Here is a 16,821-nt window from a genome sequence, read left to right as displayed (position 1 = left end):
TCGGGAGTCCATGGGGGTTGGAATGGCTGTCTGAGAGACTCCGCTACCCACCCAAAACAGCGAAGCGCCATATTTGCACCAAGTTGAAGGACCGTGGGATCAACACTTTTGAGGCTTCCAGCGGAGTCGATGCCCTCAAACAGATGGCACTTCATGCTCCTGAGATCAGCGTTGCGGTCATAGACGTCAACTTTATCTGGAAAAGGACCAGCAAGGAGCAGCAAATTGAAACGCATGGGAAGAGCGCCGGCCTGCGGCTCGCACGTCACATTCGTGAAAAACATCCGCACGTCAGGCTCATCGGGATGTCAGGCTTTGCAGTCCAGGATGTGAGGGAGTGGTTTGCGGAGCATGGCCAGGGTTTCTTGCGCAAACACCTGCTGACGGATGGCGGGGCAAAGGAGTTCATCGACAAAATCGAGCGCGTAGCCCGCAAGCGCTATGTGAAGCCGCAACCACAGACCTTCATCGTTCATGGTCATGACAATGAGGCAGTGCATGACCTGGCAAGTTTCATTGAACAAAGCCTGCGATGGCCCCGCCCGAAAATTCTCCGCGAACTGCCTTCCGAAGGACGGACTTTAATCGAGAAGTTCGAGGACGCAGCGCAGGCGGTGGACGTCGTGTTCGTTCTTCTGACGCCGGATGACAAAGCGGCGCCAGCTAAATCTCCCAACACCATCAAAAGGCGCGCGCGGCAGAATGTGATATTCGAGCTGGGCTACTTCTATGCCAAATTGCAGCGCCAGGGAGGACGAGTGGTCCTCCTGCATAAAGGTGACATTGAGCTGCCGTCCGATCTCGCAGGAATCGTGTATGCCGACATCAAGCACGGAATTGATGCGGCCGGTGAAACCATTCGTCGCGAATTGAGCGCCTGGATATGAGCAGACGCAAAAAAACAAGACCTGCATCAGGTGAAAAGGTTGAAGTGACACTTCGCCGGATGGCCATGGTTCCCAACAAGTTGGGGATGCATGCCAGACCGGCTGCGCAATTCGTTAAGCATGCGGAGAAGTTTCAGTCGCTAGTCTGGGTGGAAAAAGACGACGAAATCGTGGATGGAAAATCAATTATGGGATTAATGATGTTGGCTGCTGGCAAGGGGGAAAAGATCAAGATTACTGTCGTCGGAATTGATGCCAAAGAAGCGCTGAAATGTCTGGTAGAGTTGGTGAAAAATGGATTCAACGACATAGAAGACTAGGACGAGTGTTTCATGCCCACGAAAAATAAGGTGCCAGGCATTGACCAGCATGGATCTTTCTTCACCTACCTTCATGGAACCCGACTTGAGCGAACTGTCCCTTTACGTGCCCAGCCTGACAGCGGGCTCGCCTCTTCCAGACAGCATCACCTTGGACCAGCGCTGGGAGGAGGCGGAGGAGGTGTTTGCCAGCGCGCAGGAGGCGGCGTTGCAGATGCTGGTGATCTTTGGCGTTCCCGAAGGCGATCAACACTGCCTGGAGGCATCCGCCGTGGTGACCGCAGTGAGTGTGGAGGGAAAGCGCACGCGCATTCATTTCAAGGAGCGTCAGCCCATCCCGGCCCGCCCCATCGCCCCGTGCCTGCTGGATGATGCGGCGGAGGAGGTGCTGGAGGCGGCCGATCTGGCCGAGGCGCGGGTGGTTTTCACGCCGCTGTTCCTGCTGCAGGAGCCGAAGACCTTTCTGCTGACCTGGAACCCGCTGAAGGAGGTGCCGATGGCAGCGATTCAAGAGGTGCGGGCACGGATGATGGCGGGGGAGCCATGCTCCTGGAACTGGACCTGCCGCTCCGTGAACAAGGTGAACGCCGGCGACCGCTTTCTGATGCTGCGCCAGGGGCCGCTGCCGCGTGGCATCGTGGGCAGCGGCTGGATCAGGACCAATGCGTGGTTCGGTGAGGAGGATGTGCCTTATGTGGACATCCTGTGGCGGCGTCTGGTGGACCCCAACCGCCCGCTGGACCCGACGACGATCCGGGGTGCGGAACAGGTGCACTGGAGCCCCTACGGCAGCGGCATCGAGTTGCCCGAGGAAGTCTTTGAAGCGGTGTGGGCCGCCTGGGATGCGCACTCCGCCAACGACCGTGCGACGGACCACCAGCCCGAAGCGCCCGCACAGGCCGCCATCGCCAACACCGCCGCGCCATCGCCCGGCGAAGCGGCCGAGGACGCCGCCTCCAGCACCGAGGGGCGGCTGATCGAAACCTGGAGCAGCCGCCGTGAGCGTGACCCTGCCAACCGCGCTCTGTGCCTGACTGCCCACGGCTACCGCTGTGCTGTCTGCGCGATGAGCTTTGCGGAAGAGTATGGGGTGATCGGGGAAGGCTTCATCCACATCCATCATGAGCAGCCGCTGGCGTCGTCTGACGATACCGTGGGAGCGAAACAGGACCCGGTGACCTTGATGAAACCCGTCTGCCCCAACTGCCACGCCATGCTGCATCGCGGCCTCAACGCCGCACTCGGAGAAGTGCGGAGCATCGCGGAACTCAAGGCGCTGCGTGAGCAGGCGCGGGCGATGCCCGCCGCACAGTGATTGTCTGTCTTGACCAGCAGTCCCTGTAAAACGGTGATTCCGCCGCCAGGTCCCAGCCCGGGAAAGGGGAATCACTTCACCAGTGCCGCGTATTTGGCGGGGTCGGACTGGAATTTGGGCAGGCAGTGGTCGCAGCAGAGGCGGACTTCCTTGCCTTCGTGCTTCACGACGACGGGATCGCCCATGCTGCCGAGTTTTTCGCCGGAGATGACACAGGTGGTCAGCGGATAGCCGTCTGCGGCCGATTTGGAGCAGGCGGCGAGGACCAGGGCGACGGAGGCGGTGAGAAGAAGGGTTTTCATGGGTGGCAAGGGATGGAGGTCTCAACGTCCGATGTGGACGCGTGTATCATACTCGAAACGAACGATGCCCGAGTCCTGATGGACGTCAAAGAGGCGGCGGAGTTCGGCGATCATGGCCGCGTGGCCGGGCTGCCCTTCGGCGGGGGCGTAGCTGCAGGACAGGAGGCGGCCTTGGAGGCTGTCGAAGTCGAAGCGCTGCTCGTTGGCGAAGGTGTGCGTGACGAACGGGCTGCGGAAGAAGCGGCCGAGCTCGCCGGCATCGATGTTTTCATGCCGCACCTTGGCGTAGTCGCTGGCGAAGCGCAGCAGCAGGTCCTCGTAGCCGCGCAGGAACGGCGTGGCGTCCAGCTTCCGCTCGTTCCAGATGAGAACGACGTGCCCGTCGGGTTTGAGGATGCGGGTGAACTCCGCGCGGGTCTCGGGCGTGTTGAACCAGTGGAAGGCCTGCGCGGCGATGAGGAGGTCGGCGCCTTGATCCGGCAGCGTGGTGGCCTGCGCGGTGCCGTTGACGCTGTGGAAGCGAGGCTCACCGGCCAGCAGGCGCTCCGCCGCCTCGCGCATCTCGCGATTGGGCTCGACCGCATGCACCTGGCAGCCGAAACGCAGGAACAACTCCGCCGAGATGCCCGTGCCGGAGCCAATGTCGGCGATGATGGATTGCGGCGTCAGTCCGGTTTCGCGTTCCAGCATCGCGATGATTTGCGGCGGATAGCCGGGGCGATAGCGGATGTAGTTCCCGACGCGGTCGGAGAAGCGTTGCTCAGGCGCGGCTGACATGCGTGCAGGATGCCCGGTGTGCGTCTGAAAACAAGTTGCCAGCATGCACGCGGCTGCTAACGCTCAAACTCCAACTTATGATCGTCGCCCCCAAAATCCGTGGATTCATCTGCACCACCGCGCACCCGACCGGCTGCGCCAAGCACGTCGCCGACCAGATCGCGGTCGTGAAAAGCCGCGGTCCCATCGCCAACGGGCCGAAGAAGGTGCTCGTCATCGGTTCCTCCACGGGTTACGGCCTTTCCTCCCGCATCGCGGCGGCGTTTGGCTGCGGGGCGGCCACCATCGGCGTGTTCTTTGAAAAGCCGGGCGAGGCCGACCGCTGCGGCACCGCAGGCTGGTACAACTCCGCCGCGTTCGAGAACGAGGCGAAGGCCGCAGGATTGTATGCCCGCTCCTTCAATGGCGACGCCTTCTCCGACCCGATGAAGGCGGAGGTGATCGAGGCGATCAAACAGGATCTCGGCCAGGTGGATTGCGTGGTGTATTCGCTCGCGTCCCCACGCCGCACGCATCCGAAGACGGGTGAGGTGTTCAAATCCTGCCTGAAGCCGATCGGTGGCTCTTACACGAACAAAAACCTCAACACCGGCAACGGGGTGGTCAATGAAGTGACCATCGAGCCTGCCAATGAGGACGACATCGCGCAGACCGTCGCCGTGATGGGCGGCGAGGACTGGGAGATGTGGATCGACGCGCTGCAAGCCGCTGGTGTGCTGGCGCAGGGGGTGCAAACCGTGGCCTACAGCTACATCGGGCCGGAAGTGACCTGGCCGATCTACAAGAACGGCACGATCGGCCGCGCGAAGGAAGACCTGGAGCGCGTGCAGCGTGCCCTGGATGGCAAACTGGCCGCGCTCGGCGGCAAGGCGTGGGTTTCCGTGAACAAGGCGCTGGTCACCCAGGCCAGCTCGGCGATCCCTGTGGTGCCGCTTTACATCTCGCTGCTCTACAAGGTGATGAAGGCCGAGGGCACGCACGAGGACTGCATCGAGCAGATGGACCGCCTGTTCCGCGAGCGTCTCTACAACGGCCAGCCGCAGCCTGACGAGGCGGGCCGCATCCGCGTGGACGATTGGGAAATGACGCCGAAGGTCCAGCAGCTCGTCGATGAGCGCTGGAAGGCCGTCTGCACCGAGAATCTGTCGGAGCTGGGCGACTTCGAAGGCTACCAGTCCAGTTTCCTGCGTCTCTTCGGCTTCGGTCTCGAAGGCGTGGACTACAACGCGGAAGTCGATACCGGCATCAGCGTGCCATCGCTGGGCTGAGTCCGGGACAGTCTGCGTGTCTTGCTCGAGGGCGGCGCTGTGGCGCGGAGTTTCGGTTCCGCGAAGGCAGCGACTCGGAATCGGAATTCCGAGCTACAGGCTGCCTCGCGGCAGTTTTCAGATCAGTGGGCGCGTTTGCGCGTCAGCATGATTTCGTTGCCCTCGGTATCCACGCACATCGCCAGGTGGGGCGGCTCGCCATTCTCGGGCTGCGGCTCGTGGGTGAGCTGGCCGCCTGCAGCGACGATCTCACGCGCGCCTTCGATGACATCGGCCACCTGGAAGCTGAGACCGGTCCAGGTGCGTTTGCCTTCGCCACCGCCGTGAATGCCGATGATGCCGTCGCAGATGGACACCTCGCTGATGATGTCGTTCTGCTTGAGGATCGTGCCGCCGAAGACCTGGGCGTAGAAATTTACCGCGCGGTTCATGTCCGCCGCCCAGATGACGTATTTGAGTCGTTCCACTTTCATGGACGGTCCCTGCCACAGTCTGGCGGGCGTTGACAGCGAATCCTGCATGGACGCGGTGATGTTCTGACCGGGAGGCCGCGGGGAGGGCCGGATCGCGTGGGTGGAGTCGATGGAAACGGCCTGAAGTGCGCCGGGGCACGTTCTGTAGGTGGCGGTTTTGGAAACGATCGACTCCCGGACGCGAACATGAACAGACTCAAGCGGCTCTGGAACAGCCTCAGGGACAGCTTCTGGTTTTTCCCCTCGCTCATCGTCGCACTGAGCATGGTGTTTGCGGTGTCGTTGATCGAAGTGGATGCGACGCCCGGCATCGAAGGCTGGCTGGCGCTCTGGCCGCGGGTGTTCGGTGCCAGCGCGGAGGGGGCACGGGGGATGCTGTCCACCATCGCAGGGTCGATGATGACCGTGGTGGGCGTCACGTTCTCGATGATCCTGGTGACGCTGACGCTGGCATCCACCCAGTACACGTCGCGCATCTTGCGCAACTTCGTGCGCGACCGCGTGACGCAGGTGGTGCTGGGGCTGTTTGCCAGCGTGTTCACGTTCTGCCTCATCGTGCTGCGGACCATTCGTGGCGGCGACGAAAGCGGGTTCGTGCCGAGCATCGCGGTGACCGTGGCCGTGTTCCTGGCGATCGGCGGCATCGGCGTGTTGATTTTCTTCATTCATCACATCGCCATCGCGATCCAGGCCTCAAGCATCATGGCCGCGGTCGCGGGCGAGACGATCGCGGCCGTTGACAGGCTGTTTCCTGACCGCCTTGGGGACGGGATGGCGGACCAGGCTGCGGGTGGGGCTTCCCGCACAGTTCCAGCCGGGCCGTGGCAGTGTGTTTCCGCCAGCCGGAGCGGTTACATCCAGAGTCTGGAAACAGCCACGCTGCTGCGGGTGGCGAAGGAGCGGAAGACGGTGATCCGGATGGAGCGTGGCATTGGCGAGTTCGTGGTGCAGGACACGCCGCTGGTGTCGCTCATCGGTGCCGAGCCGCCTGACGAGGACGTGTGTGAAGAGCTGCGGGATGCCTACGGCATCGACCGGCACCGGACGGTGGAACAAGACGCGGGCTTTGGCATCCGGCAACTGGTGGACATGGCCTTGCGTGCTCTTTCACCGGGTGTGAATGACACCACGACCGCGGTGATGTGTGTGGACTATCTGACCGCGATCCTCGCCCGGCTGGCGACGCGGGACATTCCATCCTCCCACCGCCATGAAGACGGCGAACTGCGGGTGATTGCCATCGGTCCCACCTTCGCCAGCCTGGTTGATGAATCGTTCGACCAGATCCGTGAGAGCTCGGACGGGAACCTGGCCATGATGCTGCAGTTGCTCGGCGGGCTTCACACCATCGGCAGCCTGACCGGCAGCAAGACCCGCCGGCAGATGCTGCTGGATCATGCGCAAGGCATCGCCGAGCAGGCGGAGCGCAGCCTCAAATCGGCACGGGACCACAAGCGATTCCGGGAGCGACATGCGTGGGTGCGTGCGTGCCTGGAGGGCGGGGACGCGGCCTAGCTCGCGCCACTGCCACGGATGACGGCGGGCAAAGTCTGCGCGAGGATTTTCAAATCGAGCAGCAGCGACCAGTTGTCGATGTACTTGAGGTCCAGGGCGACCCATTCCTCGAAGTTTTTGATTCCGTTGCGGCCGGTGACCTGCCACAGGCAGGTGAGGCCCGGTTTGACGCTGAGGCGGCGGCGCTGCGCATGCTTTTCGATGCGCTGGATCTCATAGACGGGAAGGGGACGGGGGCCGACGAGGCTCATCTCCCCGCGCAGCACGTTGATGAGCTGCGGCAGCTCGTCGATGCTGTTGCGACGCAGCCAGCGGCCGAAGGCGAAGATGCGCGGGTCGTTGGTGATCTTGAAGACGGGGCCGTCCATCTCGTTGTGCGCCTCCAGCTCGGCACGTTTGGTCTCGGCGTCCGTGTGCATGGTGCGGAACTTCCACATGACGAAGGGCCGGCCGTAGTGTCCGGCGCGTTCCTGGCGGAAGAACACCGGCCCTTTGGAACCGAGGCGGATGCCGATGATGGCGATGAGCCACAGCGGCATTGAAATGAGCAACAGAACGAGGGCTCCGACGCGATCGACGATGCCTTTGAACAGAAGCTCCCACGAGGCCTGGGGGGTGCTGTGAAAGACGAGCATCAGGCGGCCGCCGAGCACGTCGAAGGTCGGGCGGGCGATGGCGGTCTGGAAGAAATCCGCCGCGATCCAGGCCTCGACGCCTTCCGTTTCGCAGGCCTGCACGGCTTCCTCGATCTTGCTGAAGTGAACATGCTGCGCGACGAAGAGCACGCGGCTGATCGAGTGCTGGTGCAAAGCTGCCACGAGGTCGGTGATCGGCCGCTGGGTGATGTCGATGCTGTCCAGCACCTCGACCTCGGCCCGCTGTTCCGTGCTCATGTTGGCGAGAAAGGCGTCCATGTCGTCCTGGCTGCCGGCGACGAGCACGCGCTCCCGGCCTTTGCCGGAGCTCATCTGGCGGCGGATCATGTCACGCTGCCAGGCCTCGCGGAGCAGGAGCGACAAGGCGCCCAGCGCCACGGAGAAGACGACGACGGCGCGGCTTTCGATCGCCCATTTGAAGAACACCATGCAGAAGGCCACGCAGACGCCGATGACGACGAGGCCTTCGACTAGCTGGCGGATGGAACGGGCGGGCGTTTTGTTCGCGAGGTTCGAGTAAAAGCCGCGAGCTTCGAGCACGATGGGGGTGAATGGGGCCACGACGGCGATGACCCAGTAGAACTTGTCCAGGGGCGGAATCTCCACCACATCGGGGATGAACACGGGCACGAGACGGAAGCGCAAGAAATGACCGAACCACAGACAGAAGGCCAGAAGGGCGCTGTCGAGCAGTTCGGTGAGCTGCAAATTGATTTCTTGCTTCCGGCCCAGCATAATGGCGCTCTGGTTGCTTAAAATTTGTTTAAAGTTGTTAAAATTATAGTCCGCCTAGCCAATGGCTCAACTCGTTTCCTCGAAAAACTTACTCATGTCCTCCCGGCCGCTGGCTGTGGGGGTGATTTCGGACGAGCCGGCGCTCGAACACTTTGTTTCGCTCGATGCGCCTGCCCGTCTGGCCCTGTGTGACGTGGCAGAGCTGCGGCTCGACCTGTTGAAGCTGCCGCCAGCCGATCTGAGGGCAAAACTGGCCGGAAACACGCTGCCGTTGCTCCTCACCGCCCGTCATCCAGCCGAAGGCGGGCAGGGACCGGAAGATCCAGTCGCCCGTGGAGCCATGATCGAGCCTCTTCTGGATCTGGCCGCGCTGATCGACATCGAACTGCGCAGCGCCATGCCGATGCAGGGCACCGTCCAGGAGGCACGTGCCGTCGGTGTGCCGGTGGTGGGTTCGTTTCACGATTTCCAGGCCACGCCTGCGGATGATGTGCTCCTGGGAGCGGTGAATTTCGGCCAGCAGGCCGGCCTCGATGCCGTGAAGATCGCCACCTATCTGAACACGCAGGACGATCTGGTCCGCCTCATGAAACTGGCCGGCGGCACGCATCGCCTGCGTCTCTCAGTGATGGGCATGGGCCCGTGGGGACGCGTTTCCCGTCTGGTGCTGGCAAAATGTGGCAGCCTGCTGAATTACGGCTTCATTGGCACCTCGAACGCTCCCGGCCAGTGGCCCGCCGCCCGCCTGAAGGAACTCCTCGCCGAACTTTGACAATGATTCTCCGTCCCCACTTTTCTCTTCACCGAACCGCCCTCGCCACGACCCTGTGCGCCGCGCTTTTGACCGGCTGCATCGACGAAAAACGCGAGAAGGAGCTCCAATGGCGCGAGGAGGAGGCCGAGGCCAAGATCGCCGCCGCCGCCAAAATCCAGCGCGAGGCCGCGGCAGAGCGTCAGCGCATCGAGCAGGAGAAGGCCCAGCTCGCCGCTCGTGAGCAGGCGATGCAGGTGCTCAAGAAACGGATGGAGGCGGAGCTGGCGGAGGAGACGGAGAAACTGCGCAAAGTCCGCCGCGAGATCGAGATCAAGAACCTCCGTGGCGCCATTCCTCAAATCTCGGCCGGCCGCTGCATCATCATCGATCCCGAGACGGATGATGTGTTGTTTGAAAAGAATCCAGACGTCAAAGGCGCCATCGCCAGCACCACGAAGATCATGACCGGTCTGCTCGTGGTGGAGGCGGGAGATCTCGACAAGGTCGTCACCGTGGAGCTCAGCGATACGCAGTGCGCCCCGGTGCGCATCGGTTTGAAGGTGGGGGAGACCTACACGCGTCGTCAGCTCCTCACCGCCATGATGGTGAAAAGCTCGAACGACATCGCCCAGGCGCTCGCACGCGACAACGCGGGCAGCGTGGCGGCATTCGCCACCAAGATGAATGAGCGCGCGAAACAGCTCGGCCTGCAAAACACTTTCTTCGTCAATCCGCACGGCCTGCCATCCACCACGGATCAGGATCCTTTCAGCACCGCCCGTGATCTCGCTGTGATCGCCAAAGCCGCCGACAAGCAGCCTGAACTGCGGAAGGTCGTGAAGCTCCAGAGCTACAAGTTCCTCCGCCCCGACGGCAAGGCCATCGACCTTGCCAACACCAACCGTGTGCTGCGCACGGCGAGTTACTGTGACGGCATGAAAACGGGCTACACCGACGCTGCAGGCTACTGCCTGGTGGCCACGGGTGAGCGCAATGGCCGCCGCCGCATTGTCGTCGTTCTCAACGACACCAGCGAAGGAGTCTGGCGTGATGCGCAGGCCCTGCTGGACTGGGCGTTGAAGGCGTGATGCGCATGGTCTGACAGGCGGCCATGGGCGGAGTGCATTCGTCATTCGACATTCGGCATTCGTCATTCAACATGGCCGCCTCCGACCATGAAATCATACGCACTCTCCTTCCTCTCGCTCTGCCTTGCCGCCGTCAGCCTTGCTGAAACGTCGAAGAACCTCGCCATCGACCCGAAGCCGCGTGAAGGCGGCTGGGTAAAGCGTCATGAGTCCTTCAACGAGACATCGAAGAAGGGCGAGGCGGAGCTGGTTTTCCTTGGCGACTCCATCACGCAAGGCTGGGAAGGCAACGGCAAGGAAGTCTGGGCCAAGACCTGGGCGCCGCTCAAAGCCGCGAACTTCGGCATCGGCGCAGATCGCACGGAGCATGTCATCTGGCGTCTGCAAAACGGCAATTTCGACGGTTTGAAGCCGAAGCTCGTCGTTTTGATGATCGGCACGAACAACACCGGTCATCAGGGGCGCCCCGCTGCCGAGCATGGGGGCGCCGTTTACACCAGCAGCGCGGAGCAGACCGCTGAAGGCGTCAAAACGATCCTCGACATCCTCGGCAAGAAGCTGCCGGAGACCAAGGTGCTGCTGCTCGGCATCTTCCCGCGTGGCGCGACCAAGGAGGACAAGATGCGCCAGCAGAACGTCGTCACGAACAACCTCATCTCCGGCTTCGCCGACGGCAAACGCGTGTTCTACATGGACATCGGCAACACCTTCCTCCAGCCCGACGGCACGCTGCCGAAGGAAATCATGCCCGACCTGCTTCACCTCAACGCGCAAGGCTACCAGATGTGGGCCGATGCCATCGAGGGCAAGGTGAAGGAACTCGTGAAGTAAGCTGTTGTGTCCGTGTCCGGCTTCAGCCCCCTCATCCAAGTCTCATTGCGCCCATGAAATCTCTTCTCATCCCGCTGTTGTTCGTCTCCACGGCCAGCTTTGCCCAGATCGCCGGCCAGGCCACGCCGGTGGATAAAATCAAGATCGCCAAAGGCTTCAAAGTGGAGCTGCTGTACTCCGTACCGAAGGAGACGGAGGGTTCGTGGGTGGCGATGACCCAGGACGACAAGGGACGGATGATTTGCAGCGACCAGTACGGCGCGCTGTATCGCATCACGCCGCCTGCCATCGGTGGAAGCCCGGGAGAAACGAAGGTGGAGAAGCTAAGTATCGACTTCGGTCATTGCCAGGGGCTGCTTTACCATGCGGGGGCGCTGTATGGCGTGGTGAATGACGAGGTATATCAGGGCCGCGGCCTCTACCGCTGCAAAGACACGAATGGAGACGATCAATTCGACACCGTGGAGCTGCTCCGGGCCTTCCCAGGCAAATCAGGTGAGCATGGGCCGCATGGCGTCATCGCCTCGCCCGACGGCAAAAGCCTCTACGTGCAGTGTGGCAACCAGTTGGAGGAGCCAAACTGCGAAACGAGCCGCGTGCCGAGGAACTGGGCTGAAGACCAGCTTTTTCCCATGCTGCTGGGTCGCGGCTTCATGCGTGACAAGCTCGCTCCTGGCGGCTGGCTCGCGAAGACCGATCTCGACGGCAAATCGTGGGAGCTGATGACCATCGGCACCCGCAACACCTATGACATCGCCATCAATCGCAACGGCGACATCTTCGGCTTCGACGCCGACATGGAGTGGGACACCGGCATGCCGTGGTATCGCCCGACACGCGTCTGCTTCATGCAAAGCGGCGGCGACTTTGGCTGGCGCACATGCAGCAAGAAATTCCCTTCGCGCTGGGAAGACAGCCTGCCGTCTGCCGTGGACATCGGTCCGGGCTCGCCCACCGGCGTGGCGTTTGGTTATGGCGCGAAGTTTCCCGCGAAGTTTCAAGACGCGCTGTACATCTGCGACTGGAGCTACGGCAAGATGTACGCCGTGCATCTCGATCAAAACGGCGCGGGTTACACTGGCGCTGCGGAAGAATTCATGAGCGCTTCGCCATTGCCGCTGACGGATATCGAGGTCTCGAAGAAGGATGGGGCGATGTATGTCAGCGTGGGTGGCCGAAAAGTGCAGAGCGGACTGTATCGGGTGACTTATACCGGCTCGGAAAAGTCCGATGCGTCGGAGAAGTCGGACTTGTCTGACCTCGCCAAGGTTCGCGCTTCACTCGAAGTCCCAGGCACCACCATTGAAGCTGCCTGGCCGCAACTTTCTTCCGCGGATCGTCATCTCCGCTTCGCTGCCCGCATTGCCCTGGAGCATCAGCCCGTGGCTTCCTGGAAAGACAAAGCGCTCTCCGAAGCCAATCCGCGTGCCGCTTTGACCGCATTGATGGCGCTGGCCCGCAGCAGTGGCGGAGACAAAGCGTTGCAGAAGCCGATTCTCGACGCGCTGGGCAAGATCGACTTCAAAAGACTCAAGGGCATCGACCGCGTGACGCTGATTCGCGATTACATGTTGGCCTTCACCCGCATGGGCGAACCGGACGCGGCGACGAAGGCCGAATTGATCGCCAAACTCAATCCGCTCTTCCCGACGAACGACACCGGGCTCAATCGCGACCTCGCGGAGGTGCTCGTGTATCTCGGTGACGCCGGAATCGTCGCCAAGGCGGCTCCGCTGGTGAACGATTCGCCCACGCAGGAGGAGCAGATCGACTACGCGCGCATTTTGCGTTTTGCGAAGACCGGCTGGACGCGGGAACACCGCGCTGATTACTTCCGCTGGTTCCTGCGTGCCGCGAACTACAAAGGCGGTGCCTCGTTTGACCTCTTCATTGGAGAAATCAAAACGGATGCTCTCAAAACGATGACGGAGGAGGAGAAACTCGCGATCAAGGACGTGCTCGATGCCAAGCCCGAAGTCAAAGCGCCCACGTTCACCGTGAAGCCGATGCAGTTCGTCAAAGCGTGGACGATGGCCGATCTCGAAAAATCGCTCGGCGTCGGTTTGGAGGGCAATCGCGACTTCCAGAACGGCCGCAACATGTTCGGCGCGGCCACGTGCTTCGCCTGTCATCGATTCAACAATGAGGGTGGTGCCGTCGGCCCTGATCTGACCTCCGTGGCTGGCAAATACAGCCCGCGCGACCTGCTGGAGCACATCCTGGAGCCCAGCAAGGAGATCAGCGACCAATACGGCAGCACTGTCTTCACCAAGAAGGACGGCAGCGTGGTCGTGGGACGCATCGCCAACATGAAGGAGGACATCATGATGGTCTGCACGAACATGATGGACCCGAACAACTTCACCAATGTGGATGTGAAGGACGTGGTGAAGACCGAGGAGAGCAAGGTCAGCATGATGCCGCCCGGCCTGCTGTTCATGCTGAAGGAGGACGACATCCTCGACCTGATGGCCTACCTGCTCAGCAAGGGCAATCCCGACGATCCGATGTTCGTGAAGTAGGCGTGTCTGTCGTCAAGGAGTGGTCAGGAGGACTGCGGTCCCGAAACCTGACCACTCTGACCTTTCGATGACGCCTGGTGACCACAAAAAAGCTCCGGCAGGTGCTGCCGGAGCTTCTTGGTTTGAAAGTTGAGGTTCAGAGGGGGCTTACTTGCCTTTCTTCTCGGCGGCAGCCGTCGCGGCCTTCTGCTTGGCCCAGCGGGCTTTCTGTGCGTCGGCGATGCGCTTGCGAGCGGCGGCGGACATGTTGCGCTTCTTCTTTTTGGCAGGCTTGGACTTGGTGGGAGCGGCGGATTCACCGAGCATCGAGGCAAGCTCGGCCTGCAGGGCTTCGATTTTTTCTTGAAGGGCGGCGGCTCGGCGGAGTTGGGTGGCGGTCAGGTTCATTAGTGCTTGGGGGGTAAACAGAGTTGTAATGCTCTGTGTATGAACGATTAAGGTCCGTGTCAACCTAGGAATTTGAACTTAGGATCAAGAAATGGCTTCAGATGGGCCTGTCATAAATGCTCTGAAACACCTCCTTGGTGTTCGGGTCGATGATGGTGATGCCATCCTTTCCGAAGCGGGCGGTGACGGTCGCACCCTTGCCGTCCTGCATGTATTTCCAGTTCAAATCGCGCACGCGGGCGGCGGCATCGACGATGGCGCAAGTTATCCGGGCTTCTTCGGCTGTGGGATAGATGTCCGCGACAGCTTCGCGGCTTTCGTTGGCGAACTTCACACGGCAGATGGCCACGAGACCGACGGTAAGGCTGTCCACGCCGTAACCGATGTAGCCTTTGCTGCCGTCCGGGCGCAGGACTTCCCGGGTGAAGTGGTTGTTGCTCGTGCGTGAGCCGCCGCCGGCGTTCCACCAGCGGAAGCCGCGATACTGCTGGTCGCTTTCCACCTTGCCATCCGCGCCGACGATTTCGTGACCTTGGTTCACCGGACCTTCGAAGTCAGCGGGAGTCACCCAGTTGTTATGAAAGTTGATCGACATGCCGTTGTCGAAGTCCACGCGCACCTGCACCGCATCGAAGGCATTGATGCCATCGCGCACGAGGCGTTTCTTCTGGCCCACGGCGGTGAGACTGACGGGCTTTGATTTGTAGTAGCTCCAGATCAGGTCCGTCCAATGCGGGCCGACATAGCTGAAGGGATCGCTGTCCTCCACCCACTTGAAGGTGCTGGTGGAGACTTCGAGCGGTTCCTCAAGATAAGCCGTTCCATAAAGCGGCGCTCCGATGCGGTTCTGGATGTCATCGCGGATGCGGAGATGATCGGGGTCGTAGCGCTTGTGCATGTCCACGGCGACGATGAGGTTCTTCGCCTTGGCGGCGTCGATGATCTGGTCGGCCTCCTGGATCGAGAGGCACATCGGTTTTTCCGTCAAAACGTGCACTCCTCTGGCCAGCGCGGCGAGAATCGGCTGCGTGTGCAGATGATCCGGCGTGGCGACGGCCATCACATCGAGATCCGGGAAGGCGGTGAGGATGTCGTTCCACGGTTCATCGCCGAAGAAGGCCTGCGGTTCGTGCCCGGTGAGGTCCTTGAAGGCTGCGGCGGCTTTGCGGGCGGATTTTTCGCTGCGGGTGGCCACGGCGACGAGATCGAACTTCACCGGAGCCAGGTCGCGGGTGTGTTTGTCCAATCCGACACGCGCAAGTTGTCCCGCGATGCCGAAACGCTGCAGGTCCGCGTAGGCACGTGCGTGGACATCTCCGCCGAACATGCCGGCGCCGACGAGGGCGATCTTGATAGTGGGTTCCATGGTAGGCGGCATGGAAGGCGGACGCCTCCGCCACGCAAGCCGCCTTGATGATACACGAGTGCCGGATTCGCATGTTTTGGTGAGGACGGGCATGTTGTCCATGCAGACGGGCGTTCTAGCATCGCCCATGAAAACGACCCTGCTCCTCGCTTGTCTGTCGGCCGCTGCGTCGGCGTCGATGGCCGCCACCTTCCATGAGGTGGTGGGGACTCACTTCAAGGCGTGGGACACGGATCACGACACGGTGCTTTCCATCGTGGAGATCGAGCACGCGGTGGCCTCGCCAGCGAACACAGGCGCGGCAGCGGCGGCCATCGCGAGCCTGCGGCGGGCTGTCCGCACCAAGTCCTTCAAACTGCCGCCGCTGACGCTCGGAGCCATTCGGCAACTCGTGCCCAAACCGCAGGGACGGGAAGATCTGCCGGATCTCGAGGAAATGTTCGCCTCGGCTTTGAACAGCATCGATTCCAGCACCTCGGAGCTGCTGGTGCCCGCCAAGCTGGGGCTCGACTGCCTGGAGCAGGGAAAACTGGGCGACTGCTTCTGCCTAGCACCGCTGGGGGCGATGCTGCATCGCGATCCGGCCGAGGTGGTGCGCATGTTCGGGCAGGGGAACGACGGTTTTGTCTCCGTGACCCTCGGTGGCGGCCGGGTGTTCCGCGTGCCATTTCCCACGGATGCCGAACGTGCTCTCATGGCGACCAGCGATGGCAGTGGCGTGTGGGTGAACTGCTACGAGAAGGCGGTCGGGCAGTTGAAAATGGACAAGGACGATCCCGACCACGTGACGGAACTCAACGTCGTCACCCGTGGCGGCTCCGCCGGCACCATGCTGTCGATTTTGACCGGCCACGAGATCGTGCGCGCCTCCTGTCTGCCCTTTCGGAATAAAAAAGTGCCCGAAGCCGAAAAGGCGCGGCTGCTGGATGACCTCCGGCGCCAGATGACGGCCACTCAGGCCGCAGGCCGGCTCATCTGCGGCGGCACGGCCAGCGGCAAGACCACGGCAGGCCGCCGTCCGCCGGGCGTTCGCGGGCCGCACGCCTACGCGATCCTCAATTACGACGCCCCAACGGACATCGTGACGCTCTGGGACCCGCACGGGGATGATTTTCAGCCCGGACCGGGACCTGCGGGCATCCAGAACGGCTATCCGCGCACCCTGGGCCGCGTGAAGGTGCCGTTGACCGAGCTGGTGCAATGGTTCGGCGGTTTTTCCTTTGAGACGGACCAGCCCTTGAAAGCGAGCTGATTGACAACCGCCTCAAGCCTTCTCAACGGCGGAGAAAGAGTGGTCGGTGGGAAGTGCTCGCTCCATGCTCGCGGGAACGTCCGCGAGCGCAGGTGGGAAAACGTGATTGAGTCCCCTGGACTCAGGTCGAGGGCCGTCCAGAGGACTGCACCCCATCACACCATCGTCAGCCGGCTTCGCATCAGGCAAGGGCAGGCCCCGGTGAAACTTTAAATCCTCAACGCCCCTGGTGCATCATCGCCAACAAGATCGACCTCCCCGAGGCGCAGGAAAACCTCGTCCACTTCAAGGAGCGCTTCAAACGCATCAAGATCCACCCCGTCTCCGCCGAGACCGGCGAAGGCCTCGACAAGCTCAAGAAGTGGCTCGACGA

16 protein-coding genes are annotated in these 16,821 nt (G+C 61.9%); 10 read left to right on the top strand and 6 right to left on the bottom strand.

Annotated features, from left to right (window positions below):
* From IAE77_RS28925 to IAE77_RS28915, 3 genes are all read left to right on the top strand, one after another.
* Positions 1-887: TIR domain-containing protein (locus IAE77_RS28925; RefSeq protein WP_294234743.1), on the top strand; the 887-nt coding region annotated here is incomplete at its 5' end.
* Positions 884-1,207 (top strand): HPr family phosphocarrier protein, encoded by a 324-nt coding sequence (locus tag IAE77_RS28920; RefSeq protein ID WP_294234740.1) that lies wholly within the window; start codon positions 884-886, stop codon positions 1,205-1,207. The genes IAE77_RS28925 and IAE77_RS28920, both read left to right, overlap by 4 nt.
* Positions 1,208-1,280: 73 nt before the next feature.
* Positions 1,281-2,522, top strand: coding sequence for a hypothetical protein (locus IAE77_RS28915; protein ID WP_294234737.1), 1,242 nt, complete (start codon positions 1,281-1,283; stop codon positions 2,520-2,522).
* 71 nt (positions 2,523-2,593) lie between these two features.
* On the opposite strand, the gene IAE77_RS28910 is transcribed toward IAE77_RS28915, so the two are convergent.
* Together IAE77_RS28910 and IAE77_RS28905 are read right to left on the bottom strand one after the other, a co-directional pair.
* Positions 2,594-2,824, bottom strand: coding sequence for a hypothetical protein (locus tag IAE77_RS28910; RefSeq protein ID WP_294234734.1), 231 nt, complete (start codon positions 2,822-2,824; stop codon positions 2,594-2,596).
* 21 nt (positions 2,825-2,845) lie between these two features.
* A complete protein-coding gene (locus IAE77_RS28905; protein WP_294234731.1) occupies positions 2,846-3,601 on the bottom strand; it encodes a class I SAM-dependent methyltransferase in 756 nt (251 codons plus the stop codon).
* A 77-nt stretch (positions 3,602-3,678) separates the two neighbouring features.
* On the opposite strand from IAE77_RS28905, the gene fabV reads away from it, so the two are divergent.
* A complete protein-coding gene (fabV, locus tag IAE77_RS28900) occupies positions 3,679-4,869 on the top strand; it encodes an enoyl-ACP reductase FabV (protein WP_294234728.1) in 1,191 nt (396 codons plus the stop codon).
* A gap of 122 nt (positions 4,870-4,991) precedes the next feature.
* Here fabV and IAE77_RS28895 read toward each other — a convergent pair whose 3' ends face one another.
* Entirely contained in the window at positions 4,992-5,342 is a 351-nt protein-coding gene (locus IAE77_RS28895; RefSeq protein WP_294234725.1) for a VOC family protein, read from the bottom strand.
* A 186-nt stretch (positions 5,343-5,528) separates the two neighbouring features.
* Here IAE77_RS28895 and IAE77_RS28890 point away from each other — a divergent pair, with 186 nt between their 5' ends.
* Entirely contained in the window at positions 5,529-6,857 is a 1,329-nt protein-coding gene (locus tag IAE77_RS28890) for a DUF2254 domain-containing protein (protein ID WP_294234723.1), read from the top strand.
* Here IAE77_RS28890 and IAE77_RS28885 read toward each other — a convergent pair.
* Positions 6,854-8,221 (bottom strand): sugar transferase, encoded by a 1,368-nt coding sequence (locus tag IAE77_RS28885; RefSeq protein ID WP_294234720.1) that lies wholly within the window; start codon positions 8,219-8,221, stop codon positions 6,854-6,856. The two genes, IAE77_RS28890 and IAE77_RS28885, sit on opposite strands and share 4 nt — an antisense overlap.
* A gap of 121 nt (positions 8,222-8,342) precedes the next feature.
* On the opposite strand from IAE77_RS28885, the gene IAE77_RS28880 reads away from it, so the two are divergent.
* From IAE77_RS28880 to IAE77_RS28865, 4 genes are all read left to right on the top strand, one after another.
* A complete protein-coding gene (locus IAE77_RS28880) occupies positions 8,343-9,020 on the top strand; it encodes a type I 3-dehydroquinate dehydratase (protein WP_294234717.1) in 678 nt (225 codons plus the stop codon).
* Positions 9,021-9,022: 2 nt separating this feature from the next.
* Entirely contained in the window at positions 9,023-10,090 is a 1,068-nt protein-coding gene (locus IAE77_RS28875; RefSeq protein ID WP_294234714.1) for a serine hydrolase, read from the top strand.
* A gap of 87 nt (positions 10,091-10,177) precedes the next feature.
* Positions 10,178-10,921, top strand: a complete 744-nt coding sequence (locus IAE77_RS28870) for a platelet-activating factor acetylhydrolase IB subunit (RefSeq protein WP_294234711.1) — start codon at positions 10,178-10,180, stop codon at positions 10,919-10,921.
* A 53-nt stretch (positions 10,922-10,974) separates the two neighbouring features.
* Complete coding sequence (locus tag IAE77_RS28865; RefSeq protein ID WP_294234708.1) at positions 10,975-13,443, top strand: c-type cytochrome; 2,469 nt, start codon at positions 10,975-10,977, stop codon at positions 13,441-13,443.
* A 147-nt stretch (positions 13,444-13,590) separates the two neighbouring features.
* Here IAE77_RS28865 and IAE77_RS28860 read toward each other — a convergent pair whose 3' ends face one another.
* A complete protein-coding gene (locus IAE77_RS28860) occupies positions 13,591-13,830 on the bottom strand; it encodes a hypothetical protein (RefSeq protein ID WP_294234704.1) in 240 nt (79 codons plus the stop codon).
* 97 nt (positions 13,831-13,927) lie between these two features.
* On the bottom strand, positions 13,928-15,196 hold the full coding sequence (locus IAE77_RS28855; protein ID WP_294234701.1) for a Gfo/Idh/MocA family oxidoreductase: 1,269 nt from the start codon (positions 15,194-15,196) through the stop codon (positions 13,928-13,930).
* Positions 15,197-15,323: 127 nt separating this feature from the next.
* Here IAE77_RS28855 and IAE77_RS28850 point away from each other — a divergent pair, with 127 nt between their 5' ends.
* Positions 15,324-16,448 carry a hypothetical protein gene (locus IAE77_RS28850; protein ID WP_294234698.1) on the top strand — a complete coding sequence of 375 codons (1,125 nt, stop codon included), beginning with the start codon at positions 15,324-15,326 and terminating at the stop codon, positions 16,446-16,448.
* The last annotated feature ends 373 nt before the right edge of the window (positions 16,449-16,821 follow it).

The sequence above is a fragment of the Prosthecobacter sp. genome (genome assembly GCF_014879935.1).
In the GTDB taxonomy this organism is placed as follows: domain Bacteria; phylum Verrucomicrobiota; class Verrucomicrobiia; order Verrucomicrobiales; family Verrucomicrobiaceae; genus Prosthecobacter.
The sequence above is the reverse complement of the archived record's forward strand: the minus strand, read 5'-3'. Positions and strand labels throughout refer to the sequence as shown.